The sequence below is a fragment of the Streptomyces sp. NPDC034086 genome (assembly GCF_055575515.1).
Genome location: NZ_JBVISM010000014.1, coordinates 138,551 through 155,979 on the forward strand (window position 1 = coordinate 138,551; position 17,429 = coordinate 155,979).

Annotated in this window: 13 protein-coding genes; 5 read left to right on the forward strand and 8 right to left on the reverse strand. The window is 77.3% G+C overall.

Features of this window, described 5'->3' with window-relative positions:
* Nucleotides 1-137: 137 nt before the first annotated feature.
* Nucleotides 138-410 (forward strand): hypothetical protein, encoded by a 273-nt coding sequence (locus tag ACZ514_RS26325; RefSeq protein WP_469125832.1) that lies wholly within the window; start codon nucleotides 138-140, stop codon nucleotides 408-410.
* A gap of 41 nt (nucleotides 411-451) precedes the next feature.
* Here ACZ514_RS26325 and ACZ514_RS26330 read toward each other — a convergent pair whose 3' ends face one another.
* From ACZ514_RS26330 to ACZ514_RS26350, 5 genes are all read right to left on the reverse strand, one after another.
* Nucleotides 452-1,522, reverse strand: a complete 1,071-nt coding sequence (locus tag ACZ514_RS26330) for a saccharopine dehydrogenase (RefSeq protein WP_469125833.1) — start codon at nucleotides 1,520-1,522, stop codon at nucleotides 452-454.
* Nucleotides 1,523-1,620: 98 nt separating this feature from the next.
* Complete coding sequence (locus tag ACZ514_RS26335; RefSeq protein ID WP_468170536.1) at nucleotides 1,621-2,739, reverse strand: cytochrome P450; 1,119 nt, start codon at nucleotides 2,737-2,739, stop codon at nucleotides 1,621-1,623.
* Between the two features lie 71 nt (nucleotides 2,740-2,810).
* The gene (locus ACZ514_RS26340; protein ID WP_468699786.1) at nucleotides 2,811-3,704 is read right to left on the reverse strand and encodes an isocitrate lyase/PEP mutase family protein; all 894 of its coding nucleotides are present in this window, start codon (nucleotides 3,702-3,704) and stop codon (nucleotides 2,811-2,813) included.
* Nucleotides 3,705-4,212: 508 nt separating this feature from the next.
* The gene (cutA, locus tag ACZ514_RS26345) at nucleotides 4,213-4,542 is read right to left on the reverse strand and encodes a divalent-cation tolerance protein CutA (RefSeq protein WP_468699787.1); all 330 of its coding nucleotides are present in this window, start codon (nucleotides 4,540-4,542) and stop codon (nucleotides 4,213-4,215) included.
* Between the two features lie 94 nt (nucleotides 4,543-4,636).
* Complete coding sequence (locus ACZ514_RS26350; RefSeq protein WP_469125834.1) at nucleotides 4,637-5,833, reverse strand: erythromycin esterase family protein; 1,197 nt, start codon at nucleotides 5,831-5,833, stop codon at nucleotides 4,637-4,639.
* Nucleotides 5,834-5,891: 58 nt separating this feature from the next.
* Here ACZ514_RS26350 and ACZ514_RS26355 point away from each other — a divergent pair, with 58 nt between their 5' ends.
* Nucleotides 5,892-6,605 carry a MerR family transcriptional regulator gene (locus ACZ514_RS26355; protein WP_469125835.1) on the forward strand — a complete coding sequence of 238 codons (714 nt, stop codon included), beginning with the start codon at nucleotides 5,892-5,894 and terminating at the stop codon, nucleotides 6,603-6,605.
* Nucleotides 6,606-6,753: 148 nt separating this feature from the next.
* On the opposite strand, the gene ACZ514_RS26360 is transcribed toward ACZ514_RS26355, so the two are convergent.
* The 3 genes from ACZ514_RS26360 to gdhA all read right to left on the reverse strand — a co-directional run bounded on the left by ACZ514_RS26360 (nucleotide 6,754) and on the right by gdhA (nucleotide 10,332).
* Nucleotides 6,754-7,527, reverse strand: a complete 774-nt coding sequence (locus ACZ514_RS26360; RefSeq protein WP_468170551.1) for a thioesterase II family protein — start codon at nucleotides 7,525-7,527, stop codon at nucleotides 6,754-6,756.
* Nucleotides 7,524-8,876, reverse strand: coding sequence for an AMP-binding protein (locus ACZ514_RS26365; protein ID WP_468170554.1), 1,353 nt, complete (start codon nucleotides 8,874-8,876; stop codon nucleotides 7,524-7,526). The genes ACZ514_RS26360 and ACZ514_RS26365 overlap by 4 nt, the downstream gene beginning before the upstream one ends.
* A 106-nt stretch (nucleotides 8,877-8,982) precedes the next feature.
* Nucleotides 8,983-10,332, reverse strand: coding sequence for an NADP-specific glutamate dehydrogenase (gene gdhA / locus ACZ514_RS26370; RefSeq protein WP_468170557.1), 1,350 nt, complete (start codon nucleotides 10,330-10,332; stop codon nucleotides 8,983-8,985).
* Nucleotides 10,333-10,584: 252 nt separating this feature from the next.
* On the opposite strand from gdhA, the gene ACZ514_RS26375 reads away from it, so the two are divergent.
* The 3 genes from ACZ514_RS26375 to ACZ514_RS26385 all read left to right on the forward strand — a co-directional run bounded on the left by ACZ514_RS26375 (nucleotide 10,585) and on the right by ACZ514_RS26385 (nucleotide 17,281).
* A complete protein-coding gene (locus tag ACZ514_RS26375) occupies nucleotides 10,585-11,082 on the forward strand; it encodes an anthrone oxygenase family protein (RefSeq protein WP_469125836.1) in 498 nt (165 codons plus the stop codon).
* Nucleotides 11,083-11,360: 278 nt separating this feature from the next.
* Entirely contained in the window at nucleotides 11,361-11,828 is a 468-nt protein-coding gene (locus ACZ514_RS26380; protein ID WP_469125837.1) for a MarR family transcriptional regulator, read from the forward strand.
* Between the two features lie 161 nt (nucleotides 11,829-11,989).
* Nucleotides 11,990-17,281 (forward strand): acyltransferase domain-containing protein, encoded by a 5,292-nt coding sequence (locus tag ACZ514_RS26385; protein ID WP_469125838.1) that lies wholly within the window; start codon nucleotides 11,990-11,992, stop codon nucleotides 17,279-17,281.
* Nucleotides 17,282-17,429 lie beyond the last annotated feature (148 nt).

Sequence of the window (17,429 nt, forward strand, 5' to 3'; positions counted from 1 at the left end):
CGGCTGCGTCGGTTCACGGAGGCGGGGCGGGTGCGGGGCCCGCTCATCGCGGTGTACGCCGAGGTGCGGGAGCCGTTGCTGCACCTGCGGAACTACGCCGTCCCGCCGGGGACCTCTGGTGGAGGCGGATCGGCGACGTGGACCCGAAGTACACCGCCTCGCCGGTCCTGGCCCTCCGGGAGACCCGCGTGACGCCCGCCCGCCGGGGTACGGGGCCGGCCCGGCGGGTCCATGACGAGCTGCCGGCCGGTCGCGAGGAGCGGTACGCCTCGTTCGTGGTCAACCCGGCCGCCGGGGAGGGGAAGGTGCAGCGGGTCTACGAGTCGTGGGGCTACGAGGCGATCGGGCCCGTACGGCCGGCCCCGGAGTCGCCCGTGCTCATGGCGATGGTCCGGCCGTCGCACCCGTGAGGTGACGGCCGCCGGTGCCGGAGGCCGGCGCGGGCGGCTGGTCAGTGACCGAGGGGTGCCTCCTGGGCCCGGACGGCCGCCTCGAAGGTGTGCAGGGCGCGGGCCCAGACGCCGTCCCACTCGGCCAGCCGCAGCAGGTGCGGGGTGAGTTCGGCGGAGAAGGCGGTGGCGGCCTCGACGGGGAGGAGGGAGGGGAGGTTGTCGATGGCGATGAGGTCGAGGGGGCGTTCGCCCTCGCGGAGGGTGCGTACGGGCTCGGTCCAGGTGGTGGTCTCGTCGTAGACCGGCAGGACGTTGCAGTCGGAGGTGACGTCGCAGGTGACGTCGCTGACCAGGGAGAGCCGGCGGCCGGGGTCGTCGAGGTCGGCCTTGGTCAGGAAGGGCGGTACGGGGCTGGTGGTCAGGACGGTGTTGACCAGCAGGTCGTGCCCGAGCAGGGCGGGCCGGTCGATGTTCCGGGTCTCGGCGAGGTCCCAGCGGGCGGGCTCCAGCCCGGCCTGGACGAGGGCGTCGCAGGCGCCGCGGCCGCAGCGGCCGAGCGCCCCGATGACGAGCGCGGTGGCGGTGCCGGGGGCGGCCGCGCCGGCGGCGAGGAGGGCGTCCAGGGTGGGGCGGTCCGTGGGGCGCAGCGGGGCGGTGAGGGCGCCGCGGTGGTGCAGGACGGCGAGGGCGGCGCCGACGTAGCCCGCCCAGTAGCCGAACGCGGCGACGCGGCGCCCGGCTTCGTCGGTGAGGTACTCCATGTCGAGCAGGGCGCCGCCGCCCTCGGTGAAGCGGGCGAGCAGCTCGCGGGCGCCGGCCTGGCCCTTGTAGGCGTGGCCGAAGTAGATGTGCCGGTGGCGCAGGGCGGGGGCGCCGGGACCGGCGGGGAGTTCCTTGAGGCCGAGGACGTACGCGTCGTCGGGGGCCTGTTCGTGCCAGGAGCCGGCGGGGGCGGTGGCGCAGCCGGCGGCGGTGTAGCCGGTGAGGGGGAAGGCGCGCTGGTCCGACTCCTCGACGGTGATCCGGATGCCGGCCGCGACGAGGCGGGCGGCGTCCTGGGGGGTGAGGGGGGCCCGGCGTTCGGTGGGGCGGGCCTCGTGCCGCATCCAGAGGTGAAGGGTGTCCGACATCGTAGGGTTGTCCTGTCTGAGGCGTAGGGGTGACCGACCGCCCGGCCTGATCGCGGTCGCGGGGGCCGCGCCGGTTTCCGTCGGGGACGGCCCGCGCGCTAGAGGAGCGGGATGCGTGCGTTGGCCAGCGGGCGGTAGGCGGGGGTCGCGGTGGTGCTCAAGCCTGCCGCGCGCAGTTCGGTGACGACGCCGGTGGCGAGGGCCGTGGCGAGCTCCGCCCCCGGGCAGCGGTGGGCCGCCGCGCCGAAGGTGAAGACGGCCGGATTCACCCTGCCGGGGGTCAGCGCGTGCGGGTCCGGATTGACGGCGGGGTCGCGGTTGGCGGCGGCGAGGAGGACGAGCACCTGCTGTCCGGGCTCCACGGTGGACCCGGCGTGCGTGAAGGGCCCGGCCGCGAAGCGGCGCGTGTTCTGGATCGGGGCGTCATGGCGGACCACCTCGCGCACCAGGGCCTCCACGTCCCGCCCGTCCGCTCCCCGGGCGAGGGCGACGAGGGTGTTGCCGATGAGGCCGGCGGTGGCGTCGTAGGTCTGGGAGAGGAAGCCGATGGCGTTGGACAGCAGCGGCCCCGGGTGCGGCCACCCGTCCCGCCCGGCGGCCGTGACCAGCTCCCGCAGCAGCCCCCGCGCCGGGTCCAGCGCCGGGCCGAGGAGTGCGCGCAGGCGCTCCGCCGCCGCCGCGGCGGCCTGCTGCTGCGCGGGCGTCGCACCGGCGGGGATGCACTGGACGAAGTCGCCGATCGCGCGGGCCGCCTCCCGGCCGGCCCCTTCGGTGAGGCCGCTGAGCTCGGCCACCACCCGGGCCGGCACGGCGAACATCAGCTCCTCGTACGGGACGTCACCGCCCGCCGCCAGGGCCTCGCGGGTCAGGCGGGCCGCCACCGAGGCCGCGTACGCGGTGTCCGCGCGGGCCAGCGCCCCGGCGACGATCCCCTTCAGCCGGGCGGCCGGGGCGCCGTCCGTCATCCGCACCAGCTCACCGAACACCTCCCCGGCGGCCGTCCCCGCGATCCCGGCCGGGACCGGCTCCGCGACGGGCCTCACCCGCAGCGCGCCGCTGCCCAGCACCGCGCGCACCGCCGCCGCGTCGGCGGCCACCCAGACGCCGAGCGCCTCGTCCCGGGCGAAGGGGCGCTCGGCGACCAGGCGCGCGTAGGAGGGGTACGGATCGGGGAGACGCACGGCCTCGACGGGACCGCTGACGGCGGTGGTGCCCATGGGAGAACTCCCCTGTGTGACGGCGGGGGCCTCGGCCGGTGCGGAGGCCGCGGGTGGGGCGTACGGACGGCTCACGGTGCCGGATCGCTCTCCGGGCCGGCGGACGGGACGGGGGCGGCGGCCAGCAGGGCGTTGGCCTCGTCGTACGGGAGGGCGTCCGTGACGAAGCCGAAGGTGCCCGTCCCGGTGATCTCGCGGGCGGCGCGGGTGAGGGCGCCGAGTGCGGCGCGGGAGAGCGCGGAGCCGGTGCTGATCCGGCGTACGCCGAGGGCTCCGAGGTCGGCCACGGACAGCTCGAGTGCGGCGGTCATGAGGACGTTGACGGGCCGTTCGACGGCGGCGCAGACGGCGCGGACCGCGTCGGCGTCCGGCAGGGCCGGGGCGTAGAGCACGTCGGCGCCGGCGGCCTCGTACGCCTTGAGGCGGCGGATGGTGTCGTCGAGGTCGGGCCGGCCCTGGAAGAAGTTCTCGGCGCGGGCGGTGACGGTGAAGGGGAAGTCGAGCCCCTTGGCCGCCTCGACGGCGGCGGCGACCCGTTCGACGGCCTCCTCCAGGGGGCGTACGGGGTCCCCGTCGCGGCCCGTGGAGTCCTCGACGGAGCCGCCGACCAGGCCCGCGTCGGCGGCGAGCCGGATGGTCTCGGCGACGTCCTCGGGCCGCTCGCCGAAGCCGCTCTCCAGGTCGGCGGTGACGGGCAGTCCGGTGGCGTCGACGATGGCGGCGGCGTTGGCGAGTATCTCGGCGCGGCTGACCCGGCCGGCCCCGTCGGGGCGGCCGAGGCTGTGGGCGAGGCCGGCTCCGGTGGTGGCGAGGGCGGCGAAGCCGAAGGAGGCCAGGATGCGCGCGGTCCCCGCGTCCCAGGGGTTCGGGACGACGAAGGGCCGGGGACCGGCGTGCAGGTCCCGGAAGACGACGGCCCGCCGGAGCCGGGCGGCGCGGTCGGTGCTCGGGGGCGTGGGCTGCATGGGTTCCTCGCAGGATGCCGGCGTACGGGCTGGACCGGCTCAACGTACCCGGCGCCGTTGCGCGTTGCTCCGGCCGCCGTGCGGGGCCTGCGGGCGCGGGACGGAGGTGACGGCGCTTTCGGCCGGTCCCCGAAGCAGGAGCGGCCGCCGGCCGTCCGGTGCCGGTCGGGGGCGCGGCGCACGCGCGGGACCACGCGTCGAGCGCGGCGGGCACGGCCGGCGGGAGCGGGAGCGGGAGCGCCGGGCCGGCCGGCCGGCAGGCAGGCAGGCAGGCAGGCAGCGGTAGCCGTAGCCGTAGCCGTCGTGGCAGCCGCAGCGGTAGCCGCCGGCCGTGCGGAAGTCGGCCCGCGGTGCGGCAGGAGGGGTCCCGCACGGCCTCGTCCTCCAGTACCCGGGGGCGGTCCGCCGAAGAAGCCGACGGCCCCGGTGCAGGGGGGCGGTCCGCGCCGCCGTCCCGGCAGGATCCCGGCGCCCCGAACCGGCTCCGGCTCGGCTGTCCGCCGGCCGCCTACGTCCCTTCACCGCTCTCCTCGGCCACCCAGGCCAGGTAGGCGGCCGATCCGCCGGCGACGGGCAGGACGATCCACTCGGGCACCTCGTAGGGATGGGCCCGCGCGACCCACTCGGTGAGGGCCGGCAGACGGTCCCGGGCGGTCTTGTAGGAGACCCGCCACTCGGTGGCCGTCCCGACGCTCCCCTTCCACCTGTAGACGGCGGTGAGGGGAGCGTCGACGTGCGCACAGGCGGCGAGCCGCTCCTCCACCGCGCCCCGGGCGAGCCCCAGCGCCCGCTCCTCGTCGTCGACGGTGGTCTGCGCGATCACGATGTCGGTCCCCACGGCTCTCCCTCTCTCCCGGTCCCGCCGACCCTACGGGCCGTCCCGGTCGGGCGCGCGGCGCCGGCGAAGGCGCCGCGGAACGCGCCGCGGAAGGCTACGGAAGGTCCTTGACGAACACCAGCCCGTCGCTGCCGGCCAGGCGGGCGGGGTCGAAGGGGGCGTAGCCGAACCAGGCCGAGGCGCGCGGCGCGGGCGGCGGCGCGTCGCCGAACACGGCGGCCAGCCGCCGGGCGTCGACGAGGCAGCGGTCCTCCGGGAGCGCGTACAGGAGCCCCTCGAGGGTGTCCGGCTCCGGCGCCTCCACGCCCCGGTGCCGGATCGTGCCGAGGGCCGTGGGCAGGAAGGCGTACTCCTCGCCGAGGCGCGCGGCGGCCAGAGCACCGGCGCTCCACCACTCCAGCGGTTCCCCGCCCATCCGCATCGAGCTCTTCTCCCGCTGGAGATGGGCGTTGTGGGCGTGGACGAAGACCGGTCCCCGCTCGGCGAGGGCCAGCAGGTTGCGGGCCATCATCCGGTCCCGGACCGCCACCAGACGGGCCATCCGGGCGGGCGAGTCGTCGGCCATGCAGTGGTGGTAGCGCAGCAGTCCCGTGGCCGTCCGCGCGTACAGGCGCGCCCGGTCCCAGGCCTCGCGCCCGGCGGCCGCGATCAGGTGCGGGGCCTGCTCCTCCAGCAGCGCCGCCAAGTCGTCCGCGATCAGCCGCAGTCGGGCGGCGTCGGCCGTCTTCCCCACGGACCGGGCCGGGTCCCTCATCGCGGCGGGTTCGGTCCACCGGCCGTCGGGGCCCAGCAGCCGGTCGAGGGCCTCCCCCGTGCAGGGCAGCAGGTCCGCGTCCACCCGGGCCGCGAGGTGGCCGTGGAGGGCGACGAGGGCCTGACGGGGGCTCGCGGCGCCGGTGATCTCCAGCGGGCCGTCGAAACCGGCGAAGCGCACCCGCTCCCCGGCCGGCCGTCCTTCGTTGTGGGCGCGCATCCAGCGCACCAGCTCGCGGTTGGCCGCCGAGGTGCCCCAGCCGTGGCTGATGCCGTGCTCCACGACCTCGCCGAGGACGCCCTCGCCGGTGGTGACGTGGTCGTCCACGACGAGGCCCCTCAGGCAGTCGCTCTCGATCGCGATGGTCCGGTAGCCCTCCTCGACGAGTTGCCGGAAGAGCTCGTTGCGCAGCTGGAGCAGGGTGTCCTCGCCGTGGGTGGGCTCGCCCAGGGCGAGCAGCCGGGGCCGCTCCGGCAGCAGCCGCAGGACCGCGGCAGCGTCGAGGGCATGGACGGTTTCCTTGATGCGGGTCGCCATGACCTCAACGCTATCGTTGAACCTCCGGTTGAAACTTGGGCCGCTATCCTCGCCGAACATGGGCCCGAACCTTAAAACCCCCCGGCAGCTGAGGCCGGTCGACCTGGCACGCGGGCACGGTCTCTCCACCCAGGCGGTCAGGAACTACGAGGAGGCCGGCATCCTCCCGGCCGCCGCCCGCTCGCCCCACGGCTACCGTGCGTACACCCCGCTGCACGCGGACGCCCTGCGGGCGTTCCTCGCCCTGGTGCCCGGCCACGGCCACCGGACGGCGGCGGCGATCATGCGGGCCGTGAACCGGGGGGCGGCCGAGGACGCCTTCCGCCTCGTCGACGAGAGCCACGCGCAGCTGCTCGAGGACCGCCGCACCCTGCGCGCCGTGGAGGGCGCCCTGCGCGACCTGGAGCCGGTCCCGCTCCCCGAGCCCGGCGGCACCTTCATCGGCCCGCTGGCGGCGAAGCTCGGGATCCGGCCCGCGACCCTGCGCAAGTGGGAGGACGCCGGACTGGTACGCCCGCACCGCGACCCCCGGACGGGGTACCGCGTCTACGACGGGGCCGCCGTACGGGACGCCCGCATGACCAGCCAGCTCCGCCGGGGCGGCTACCTGCTGGAGCAGATCGCGCCGCTGATCGACCGGGTCCGCGCGGCCGGCGGCCCGGAGCCCCTGGAGTCCGCCCTGCACGACTGGCACGGCCGCCTGTCCGCCCGGGGCCGGGCCCTGCTGGCCGGCGCCGCCGCACTGGACGCCTACCTCCGCGCCCGTGGATGACCGGGCGCGGCGCACGGCCCGCCCGGCCGCACCGCTCCCGGGATCCCCGGCCGGATCCGCTCCCGCGATCCCCGGCCGGACCCGCTCCGGGAGCCCGCGCCGGACCCGCTCCCCGGGATCCCCGGCCGGACCCGACGCGGCGCGGGGGTCAGCCCGGCGCGGTGAACGCCGCCAGGTCCTCGGCCACCGCCCGGACCACGGCCTCGTGCCGCTCCGCCAGGTAGAAGTGCCCGCCGGGGAAGCTCCGGAAGCCGAACCCCGCCCCCGCCAGCGCGCGCCAGCCCATCGCCTCGGCCACGCTCGCCCGCGGGTCGGACTCCCCGCAGAGCACGCTGACGGGAGTGCGCAGCGGCGGTCCCGGCTCGTACCGCCAGGTCTCGACGGCCTTGAAGTCGCCGCGCAGCGCCGGGAGGATCAGCGCCCGGACCTCCGGATCGGCCAGCAGGGCCGGGTCGGTGCCGGCGAGGGAGTGCACCCGGGCGAGGAGGGTGTCGTCGTCCCGCGTGTGGAGGTCCTCCTCCTCCCGCACGATCAGCGGGGAGCGGCGTCCGGAGACGATCAGGCCGCGCGGCGTGTCGCCGGCCGCCTCCAGCCGGCGCGCCAGCTCGAAGGCGAGGACGGCGCCCATGCTGTGCCCGAACAGGACGAGGGGCCGCTCGCGCCACGGCAGGAGCGCCCGTTCCACCCCGTCGGCGAGCCCGGCGACGGTGTCCGGGACCGGCTCCCCCAGCCGCTCCTGGCGGCCGGGGTACTGGACGGTGAGCACCTCGGCGTGGGCGGCCAGGTCGCGGGAGAGCGGGAAGTAGAAGGAGGCGCTGCCGCCCGCGTGCGGGAGGACGACGAGGACCGGGGCGTTCCCCGGCGGCGCCGTCGGCGGGTGGAAGCGGCGGATCCAGGGGCTTCCCTGCGCGGTGGTGCTCACCCGGCTTCCCCGGGCCGGTCCGTGAGGAGGAGCTTCTTCTGCGGTTTGCCCATGGCGTTGCGCGGGATCGCGGCGACGAATCGGACCTCGCGCGGGCGTTTGTGCACCGACAGGTGCGCGGCGACGAAGTCGGTGAGTTCGGGGCCGGTGACCCCTTCGGCGACGACGAAGGCGACGACGCGCTGTCCGAGGTCCGCGTCCGGGACCCCGACGACGGCCGCCTCGGCGACCTTGGGGTGGTCCAGCAGGGCGTTCTCGATCTCGCCCGCGCCGATGCGGTAGCCACCGGATTTGATCATGTCGATGGAGGCGCGGCCGACGATGCGGTGGACGCCGTCCCGCGGGTCGACGGCGGCGATGTCACCCGTGCGGAACCACCCGTCCTCGGTGTACGCGGCCGCGGTGGCCTCGGGGCGGCCCAGGTAGCCGGAGAACAGCGTGGGCCCGGTCAGCTGGAGTTCGCCGATCTCGGCGCCCGGCTCGGCCGCGATCCGGGTGCGGATGCCGGGCAGGGGGGTGCCGACGGTGCCGGGCCGGACCTCGCCGCCCGCGCGGCCGCTGAGGGTGATCAGGGTCTCGGTCATCCCGTAGCGCTCCACGGGGCGGTGGCCGGTGAGGCGTTCCAGGTCCCGGAAGACGGGCGCGGGCAGGGCGGCGCTGCCGGAGACGAGGAGACGGGCCCCGGACAGCGCGGCCGCGTGCTCCGGTTCGGCGGCGATGCGGGACCACACGGTCGGCACCCCGAAGTACAGGCTGCCCCGGGCGGCGGCGTACGCCCGCGGGTCCGGGCGGCCGGTGTGCACCAGGCGGCTGCCGGTGCGCAGGGCGCCGAGGACGCCGAGGACCAGGCCGTGCACGTGGAACAGGGGGAGCCCGTGCACCAGGGTGTCCTCGGCGCTCCACTGCCAGGCCCCGGCGAGGGCGTCGAGGTCGGCGGCGAGGGCGTCGGCGGTCAGGACGACGCCCTTGGGCGGGCCGGTGGTCCCGGAGGTGTACAGGATCAGCGCGGGGTCCTCGGGGCCGCCGCCGCGGGGCGGGGCGGCGGCGGAGCGGCGGGCGAAGTCGACGGCGGTCTCGACGGCGCCGGAGTCCCGCAGGATGTGCTCGCGTTCGGCGGGGCCCGCGTCGGGGGGCAGCGGTACGAAGGGCACCCCGGCCAGGAGCCCGCCGACGGCCGCCGCCACGGTTTCGAGGGAGGCGGTCGCCGTCACGGCGAAGGCGGGGGCCCCGGCGACGTCGGCGGCGACGGCCCTCGCCGCGCCGAGCAGTTCCTCGTACGAGGCGGTGCGGCCGGCGACGCCGATGGCGTCCTCGCGGTCGCCGTACGTCCCGTCAAGCGCGGTCAGCACGCGGCAACTCCCTGTCGGTGGCGGGCGGACCCCCAGGCTACGCCGCCGCCCCCCGGGGCCGGCGCGAGCGGTCCCCGGGGGGGGGCGGCGGGCCGTGGGGCAGGGCTCAGATCACGCCCTGGACCAGCATGGCGTCCGCCACGCGTTCGAAGCCGGCGATGTTGGCGCCCGTGACGTAGTCGCCCGGGGCGTCGTAGCGGGCGGCGGTCTCGTACGCCACCTCGTGGATCGCGCTCATGATGCCGGCCAGCTCCGACTCGACCCGGTCGCGGGTCCAGGCGGTGCGGCCCGCGTTCTGGGCCATCTCCAGGGCGCTGACGGCGACGCCGCCCGCGTTGGCGGCCTTGCCCGGTCCGAAGGCGACGCCCGCCGCCCGGAAGAGGTGGACCGCCTCGGGGGTGGTGGGCATGTTGGCGCCCTCCGAGACCGCCTTGACGCCGTTCCCGATGAGGGCGCGCGCGTCGTCGGCGCCGAGTTCGTTCTGGGTCGCGGAGGGGAACGCCACATCGGCCGGGACCTCCCAGACCCGCCCGCCCGGCACGAAGCGGGCCGAGGGGCCGCGCCGGGCGGCGTACTCGCTGACGCGGCCCCGCTCGACCTCCTTGATCTGCCGCAGCAGCGCCAGGTCGATGCCCTTGTCGTCGACCACGTAGCCCTGGGAGTCGGAGCAGGTCAGCGGGTTGGCGCCGAGCTGCTGGAGCTTCTCGACCGTGTACAGGGCCACGTTCCCGGAGCCGGAGACCACGGCCGTCAGGCCGTCCAGGGACTCGCCGCGCACCTTCAGCATCTCGGCGGCGAACAGGACGCTGCCGTAGCCGGTGGCCTCGGGCCGGATCGCGGAGCCGCCCCAGCCCTGCCCCTTGCCGGTCAGGACGCCGGCCTCCCAGCGGTTGGTGATGCGCCGGTACTGGCCGAACAGGTAGCCGATCTCGCGGCCGCCGACGCCGATGTCCCCGGCCGGGACGTCGGTGTGCTCGCCGATGTGGCGGTGGAGTTCGGTCATGAAGGACTGGCAGAAGCGCATGACCTCGGCGTCGGAGCGGCCGTGCGGGTCGAAGTCGCTGCCGCCCTTGCCGCCGCCGATGCCCAGGCCGGTCAGCGCGTTCTTGAAGATCTGCTCGAAGCCGAGGAACTTCACCACGCCGATGTCCACGGAGGGGTGGAAGCGCAGCCCGCCCTTGTAGGGGCCGAGCGCGCTGTTGAACTCCACCCGGTAACCGCGGTTGACGTGGACGCGCCCGTGGTCGTCGGTCCACGGCACCCTGAAGATGATCTGCCGCTCCGGTTCCAGCAGCCGCTCCACGAGCCCGGCCTCGGCGTACTCGGGGCGCGCCGCGAAGACGGGGGCCAGGGTGTCCAGGACCTCCCGTACGGCCTGGTGGAACTCGGGCTGGGCGGGGTTGCGGCGCTCGATGTCGGACCGCAGTGCGTCCAGCCTGTGCTTCGGGTCGGTCACGGTCTGATTCCTCTCCGGCGTCCTGGGGGGCGTGCGGGCCCAGCGGGAGGGTACCGCGCGCCGGGGGAACCCCCGGCTGCCAGGGCGGAACCGGCCATCCGGCCCCGCCGGGCAGGAGCGTGGGGCCGGTACCCGCCGGGGGACCGGACGGGAACGGCGCGTATGGGCGGCGCGACGGCCGGGGATGGGCGAGAATCCGGCCACCGCGGTGCACGGCACGCACCCGCGGCACCTACGGGTACGGGGGGACACATGGAAACGGCACGGCTGCTGTCACTGATCGCCGCGACCCTCACGACGGGCCTGGTCGGCGGCCTCTTCTACGGGTTCTCGGTGGCGGTGATGCCCGGCCTGCGCGCCTCGTCCGACCGGACGGCGATCGAGACGATGCAGCGCGTCAACGTGGCCATCCTCAACGGCTGGTTCCTGCTGGGCTACGTCGGCTCCCCGCTGTTCACCGGACTCGCCCTGGGCCTGCACCTGCCGGGTGACGGACGCCACGCCCTGCTGCCGCTGGCCGGTGCGTTCGCCGCGTACCTGCTCGCGATGACGGTCACCGCCCGGGTGAACATCCCGCTCAACACCGCCCTGGAGCAGGCGGGCCCGGTGGACCGGATCACCGATCCGGCCGCCGTGCGCCGCGCGTTCGAGGGGCGGTGGGTCCGCGCGAACGCGTGGCGCACGGTCCTGTGCACGGTGTCGTTCGGCCTCCTCACGTGGGCACTGGCCCTGCACGGCCACCACGCCTAAGCCGTCTCTTTCGGATCTTGCCGGTCAAGCCCGCGTCGTCCGGTGCCGTGCGTCGCAAGGCGGAGAGGCTCCCGATGACCGGACGTCCTCGGGTGCCTCGACAACGCGGCGAGGTGCGGTGCCGGACGACGCGGGTCAGACAAGATCCGGAAGAGACGGCGTAGGCCGAGGGCGGTGCCACATCTGCGGGCTTGCCCTCAACCGCGCTTGAGGTCGTACGTTCGCCGCACGGCCCGCACGGTGTGCGGGCTCCGCACCGGAACGTCCAGGAGGCCCCCATGACGACCCAGCAGATGACCGACGCCGAACTCGCCGGGCAGCCCGCCGCGTACTGGACCGGTATGGCCTACGAGGCGCTCATCGCGTTCACCCGGGCCCGGCAGGCCGAGAAGGGCTACACCCAGCCCCAGTTCTGGCTCCTGCGCAACCTGTCGGCGAACGACATCTCCCCCGACGGGGAGGGGATGACCCTGGCGGAACTGCGCACGGCCATGGCCTCCTACATCCGGCCCGAGGACGATCTGGCCGCGGAGGCCGAGGTGCTCCTCGAGCGCGGCTGGCTGACCCGGGACGCCGGACAGCGGCTGTGGCTCACCGAGGAGGGGGAACGGGCCCGGGTCGAGCTCGCGGCGAACGCCCCCGCGATCCGCGCCGCCCTCCACGAGGGCATCGACGACGCGGACTACGTCACCACGGTGAAGGTGCTCCAGCGGCTGCTCCACAACGCGGGCGGACCGGTCGCCTGACGGGCCGCACTCCCCCGCGCTCCGAGCGCTCCTCGAGTCCCCGTCCGGGCTCCGTGCCCGCCACGGCCGGATTCAGCCGTTCTTGAGTCCGCCTCCACCCGCTGTGAGCAGCATCTCTCCCGCATCACCTCGTGGCAGGACGGATGGGTGAGAAGAAGACGATGGCTGAAGACACGCGTGGTCCCCTCCCGGACGCTGCCGTGCCCGCCGACGACCGGATCGCCGTCGTCGGCCTGTCCTGCCGCCTCCCTCGGGCCCCGGAGCCGGGCACCGCGCGGCGGTCGCCGGACGACGGTGCCGACGCGTTCGACCCCGCCTTCTTCGGGATCTCCCCGCGTGAGGCCGCGTCGATGGGTCCGCGCCGGCGGCTGGTGCTGGAGCTGTGCTGGGAGGCCCTCGAGCACGCGGGGATCGTGCCGGGGTCGCTGCGGGGCGAACGCGTCGGCGTGTTCGTCGGCGCCGTGCGCGACGAGCACACCGCCCCCTCGTACCAGCACGGCCCGGAGACGATCGGCCGCCGCACCGGCGAGCTGCTGGGCCTGACCGGCCCGAGCGTCACCGTGTACACCGGCCGTTCCTCCTCCCTCGCGGCCGTGCACCTGGCCTGCGAGAGCCTGCGCGGCGGGGAGGCCGGCACCGCCCTGGTCGGCGGGCTCGGACCCGAACCGGTCGCCGGCAGCGCTCACGCGGGGTCCGGGGCCCGCGGGCCCGTACGCGGCGAGGGCGGCGGTGTCCTCGTCCTCAAGCCCCTCGCCCGGGCCCTGGCCGACGGCGACCGGGTGCTCGGCGTCATCGCGGGCAGCGCCGTCGACGACGCCGGGGGCGCGGCACCGGCCGCACCCGGCCCCCGGAGCCGGGAGGACCGCGACGGCCGCGAGGACGCGCTGCGGCGGGCCTGCGAGGCGGCCGGCGTCGACCCGCTCGGGGTCCGGTGCGTCGAGCCGTACGGCGCGCTGGGCATCACGGACCTGATCGGGACGCTGCTGGACCTCGGCCGCGACCGCGGCGCGCCGGCGCCGGGCCCGGGGCCCGACCGGCGGCTCGTCGCGGGATGCAACTGTCACGTCGTCCTGGAGGAGGCACCGCGCGGCGCCCCGGCCGACGGGCCCGACGGGCCCGAGGATGCCGACGCGCCCGCGCACCCTCTGCCGTACACCGTCTCCGGCGCCACCGCGGAGGACCTGCGCGCCCAGGCCCGGCGGCTGCGGAGCTGGCTCGCCGAGCACCCGGACGCGCGGCCGGGGGCGCTCAGCCGGGCGCTCGCCACCACGCGTACGGCGTTCGAGCACCGGGCGGTGGTCGTCGCCGCGGACCGGGAGGAGCTGGCGCGGGGGCTGGACGCCCTCGCCCGGGACCACCGGGCCGCGGGCCTGGTCCGGGGGACGGCGAAGGAACGGCGGGACCTGGCCGTCCTCTTCTCCGGCCAGGGCGGCCAGCGGCCCGGGATGGGCCTCGGGCTGTACCGGGCCTTCCCGGTCTTCGCGGCCGCCTTCGACGAGGTGTGCGCGGCGCTCGGCGGCGGGGTCGGGCGGGCCGTCTTCGGTGACGACGCCGACGCCCTGACCCGGACCGGGACCGCGCAGCCCGCCCTGTTCGCCGTCGAGGTCGCGCTCTACCGGCTCGTCGAGTCCTGGGGGGTCGTACCGAAGTTCGTCGGCGGGCACTCCGTCGGCGAGGTCGCCGCCGCGCACGTGTCCGGGGTGCTGTCCCTGGAGGACGCGGCCGCGCTCGTCACCGCGCGCGGGCGGCTGATGGAGGCCCTGCCCGGGGACGGGACCATGGTCTGCGTCCGGACGGGAGAGGAGGAGGTCGCCCCGCTGCTGGTCCCGGGGACGGCCGTCGCGGCCGTCAACGGGCCCCGGGACGTCGTCGTCTCCGGCACGCGCGAAGCGGTCCGCACCGTCGTCGGGCGGCTCGCCGAACGGGACGTCAAGTCCAAGGCGCTGCGGGTCAGCCACGCCTTCCACTCGCCGCTGATGGACCCGGTGCTGGACGAGTTCCGGCGGGCCATCGCCGGTCTGGACTTCCGGCGGCCCCGGACCGCCTTCGTGTCCGCGCTCACCGGCGGGATCGTCACCGAGGAGGTCGCGCACCCGGACTACTGGGTCCGCCACGCCCGCGAGACCGTCCGTTTCCACGACGCCGTCCGCGCCCTGGAGGCCGAGGGCGCCGGCGCCGTTCTGGAGCTGGGGCCCGACGGCGCCCTCACCGCCATGGCCCGGTCCTGCCTCACCGGCCGGGGCTCCGCCGTCGTGGTGCCGGCCCTCTGCCGCCGGGGCGACGAGCCCCGGGCCCTGCTGACGGCGACGGCGAGCCTGTACGCCCACGGCGCCCTCGGCCGGCTGCCGCTCGGACTCCCGCCCGGGCCACCGCTGTACGGCCTGCCCACGTACGCCTTCCCGCGCGGCCGCCGCCGGCCGGGCGACGGCCCCGCCGCCCGGGCGGCGCAGTCCCCCGCCGCGGGGTCCGTCCGGACGCGGCCGGCGCCGGCCGGGGGCCGGGGGACGTTCCGGCCCGCGGACCCGCCCGGCGCGGGCGCGGCCGGCTCGGGCGCGGCCGCCGCCTGCGGGATGACGGCGACGGGGCATCCGCTGGCCGCGTTCCGCCTGGACCTGCCCGGGGCGTCAGCCGTCCTGTTCACGGGCCGCGTCCGCGCGGACAGCCACCCCGAGTTCGCCGCGTCCGGGGGTGTCCCGGCGGAGGCGCTCGTGGAGGCCGCGCTGGCGGTGGGCGGCGCGGTCGGTGCCCCGGAGGTCGAGCAGGCCGCCGCGGAGGCGGCCCTGACCCTGCCCGAGCGGGGCGGCGTCCTGCTCCAGCTGCTGGCGGAGGCCCCCGACGGGGCGGGCCGGCGGCGGCTGACGGTGACCTCGCGGGCCGAGGACACCGACGCGCGGGAGCCGTGGGTACGGCACCTGACGGCCGTGCTGGCCCCGGGCCGGACGCCGTCCTTCGGCCCGGCCCCCTGGCCGCCGCGGGACGCCGAGCGGCTGGAGGGGGCCGAGGCGCACCCGGCGGTGGAGCGGGCCTGGCGGCGGGGCGAGGAGTTCCTCGCGGAGGTCGCACTGCCGGCCGGGCTGCACGGGCGGCCGTACGCCCTGCACCCCGCGCTGCTGGAGGCGGCGCTGCACCCCGTGGCGGCCGCGGCGGGGAACCCGCTGGCGGCGCGGGCCTGGAGCGGTACGGCCCTGTACGCGACCGGGGCCGCCTCCCTGCGGGTGCGTGCCGTACGCGGCGCGGCCGGGGTGGTGGCGCTGGAACTGGCCGACGCGGAGGGCGGGCCGGTGGCCGCGGCGACCGTCACCCTGTCCGAGGCGCCGGGCGGGCGGCCCGGACGGCCCGTCACCCCGCTGGCGGTGGTGTGGGAGCGGGCGGCCGAGGCGCCCGAGCCGGTGGGCGCGGGGCCGCGCCGGGCGCTGCTCGGCGCGCCGGACGGCGGCCACGGCGAATCCGCCCCGCCGGACGGCGGCGACGGCCGGTCCCCGCTGCCGGACGGCGACGGGACGCCCGCGTACGGCGGGCTGCCCGCCCTGCTGGCCGCGGCGGCGGACGGGAGCCCGCTGCCGGAACTGGTGCTGGCCCGCGCCGCGCGGCCCGCCGGCGCGGAATGCGGCGGCCGGGGCGTGGCGGCGGCGGTGGACGAGGTGCGGGAGCTGATCGGTGCCTGGCTCGCCGAGGAGCGGCTGGCCGGTTCGGTGCTGGCCGTGGTCACGGACAGGGCCGAGGAGGTGCTGCCCGGGGAGGGCGTCGCCGATCTCGCCGGGGCGGCGGTACGCGGCTTCGTGCGCTCGGTGCAGGCATGGCTCGGCGGCGCGGGAGCGGGCCGCATCGTGCTGGTGGACGTGGACGGCGGCGACGCGAGCCGCAAGGCCCTGCTGCGGGCGCTGGTCGGCGGCGAGCCCGACCTGGCCCTGCGCGACGGCGTCGCGTACGCGCGGCGCCTAATACGGGCCGGGGCCGTGGTGCCCGGGACGGACGCCGGCGTGCCGGGGACGGTCCGGCTCAGCGGCGCCGTCGAGGGGGCGCGTGCCGAGGAGTGCGCCCGCCACCTGGTGGAGGCGCACGGCGTGCGGCCGGCCGGACCCGGCGGGGAGGCGGCCGCGATCGTGCACCTGACGGGTCCGGACGGGCCCCCGCTGGAGGCTTCGGTCGATGCCGCGCTCGCCCTGGAGGGGCACCCGGCCGCGCTGGCGTTCGTCACCACCGTGGGGGCGGCGCTGGGCGCGGGCGGTCCGGAGGACGCCGCGGCGCTGGGCTCGTTCCTCACCGCTCTGGCCGCCCGCCGCCGCGCGGCCGGGCTGCCCGCCGCCGTACTGGGCTGGGGCGCCGACGCCGGGGGTTTCCCGGCGGGGCTCGCGTCCCCGGCCGGGGACGGCCCCGGCCTGCTGGGGCACGTGCTCGCGCGGAGCCTGACCCTGGTCGCCGCCCGCCCCGAGGAGGGCCCGATGGGCGCCGCCGCGGCTCCTGTGCCGGCGCTGCTGCGGAACCTGGTCGCCGAGCGTCCGCGCCGGGCCGCCAACCGGTGGGCGGGCGGCGGGTTTTCGCCGCGCGAGCGGCTCGCGGCGCTGCTCGCGGAGCGGGGCCCGGCGGTGGGCGGGCCCGAGCCGGCCGCCGAAGCCGGGGCCGCCCCCGAAGCCGAAGCCGGGGCCGCCGCCGGGGGCACGCTGGCGGGGCTGCTGCGCGGGGCGCACGCGCAGGGCCGTACCGCCGAGGGCACGGCGCTGCTGATGGCGGCGGCCGAGCTGCTGCCCGGCTACGACTCCCGGTCCGGGGTGGAGCGCTGGCCGGCTCCGGCGCGGCTGGCGTCCGGGCGGGAGGGGACGGCGGGACTGTTCGCGTTCCCCTCGCTGGGCGCGGCCTCGGGCCCGCACGAGTTCCTCGGGCTCGCGGCGGCCCTGGACGGGCGGCGGGGTCTGACGGTGCTCGCGCATCCGGGCTTCGCGGGTGACGCGGTGCTGCCGCGCGGCCGGCAGGCGCTGGTACGGGCCCAGGCGGAGGCGGTGGCCGAGGCGGCCGGTACGGCACGGCCGGTGCTGCTGGGGCACTCCTGCGGCGGGTGGGTCGCGCACGCGGTGGCCCGGGAACTGCTGGAGATCGGCCGTGAGGCGGCGGCGGTGGTGCTCCTCGACACGTACGCGCGGGGCGGGAACCGGCACGGACTGGCGGTGCTGGCGGCCCGTCTGCTGGACGCGGACGGCCCGCTGGGGCCGCCCGACGACGCGCGCCTGCTCGCGATGGGCGGCCACCTGCGGCTGTTCGCCGACTGGACGCCCGAACCGGCGGCGGCGCCCACGCTGCTGGTGCGCGCCTCGGCGTCCGCGGCCTCGGCCGCGGACGGCTGGGAGTACGCGGACCACCTCGCGGAGGTGGACGGCGACCACTTCTCGCTGCTGGGCGCGGACGCGGCCGCCGTCGCGGACACCGTGGACGGCTGGCTGCGGGAGGTGACGGGCTGAGGGCGGGCGGCGGCCCCGGCGGCCGCCCGCGCGGGGCGGTCGTACGCCGGTCGAGCGTGTCTCCAGCGGTACCGGCGACCGTGGGACACCCATGCCGCCGAGCCGCCGTGCGGGGCATCCGCGGCGGCGTTCGCCCCTGTGAGGAAGC

Excerpts from the sequence above, each read along its gene's own strand:
- ACZ514_RS26385 (WP_469125838.1), top strand. The coding sequence starts at position 11,990 with ATGGCTGAAGACACGCGTGGTCCCCTCCCGGACGCTGCCGTGCCCGCC.
- ACZ514_RS26340 (WP_468699786.1), bottom strand. The coding sequence starts at position 3,704 with ATGCAGCCCACGCCCCCGAGCACCGACCGCGCCGCCCGGCTCCGGCGG.
- ACZ514_RS26335 (WP_468170536.1), bottom strand. The coding sequence starts at position 2,739 with ATGGGCACCACCGCCGTCAGCGGTCCCGTCGAGGCCGTGCGTCTCCCC.
- ACZ514_RS26350 (WP_469125834.1), bottom strand. The coding sequence starts at position 5,833 with ATGGCGACCCGCATCAAGGAAACCGTCCATGCCCTCGACGCTGCCGCG.
- ACZ514_RS26355 (WP_469125835.1), top strand. The coding sequence starts at position 5,892 with ATGGGCCCGAACCTTAAAACCCCCCGGCAGCTGAGGCCGGTCGACCTG.
- ACZ514_RS26380 (WP_469125837.1), top strand. The coding sequence starts at position 11,361 with ATGACGACCCAGCAGATGACCGACGCCGAACTCGCCGGGCAGCCCGCC.
- ACZ514_RS26330 (WP_469125833.1), bottom strand. The coding sequence starts at position 1,522 with ATGTCGGACACCCTTCACCTCTGGATGCGGCACGAGGCCCGCCCCACC.
- ACZ514_RS26375 (WP_469125836.1), top strand. The coding sequence starts at position 10,585 with ATGGAAACGGCACGGCTGCTGTCACTGATCGCCGCGACCCTCACGACG.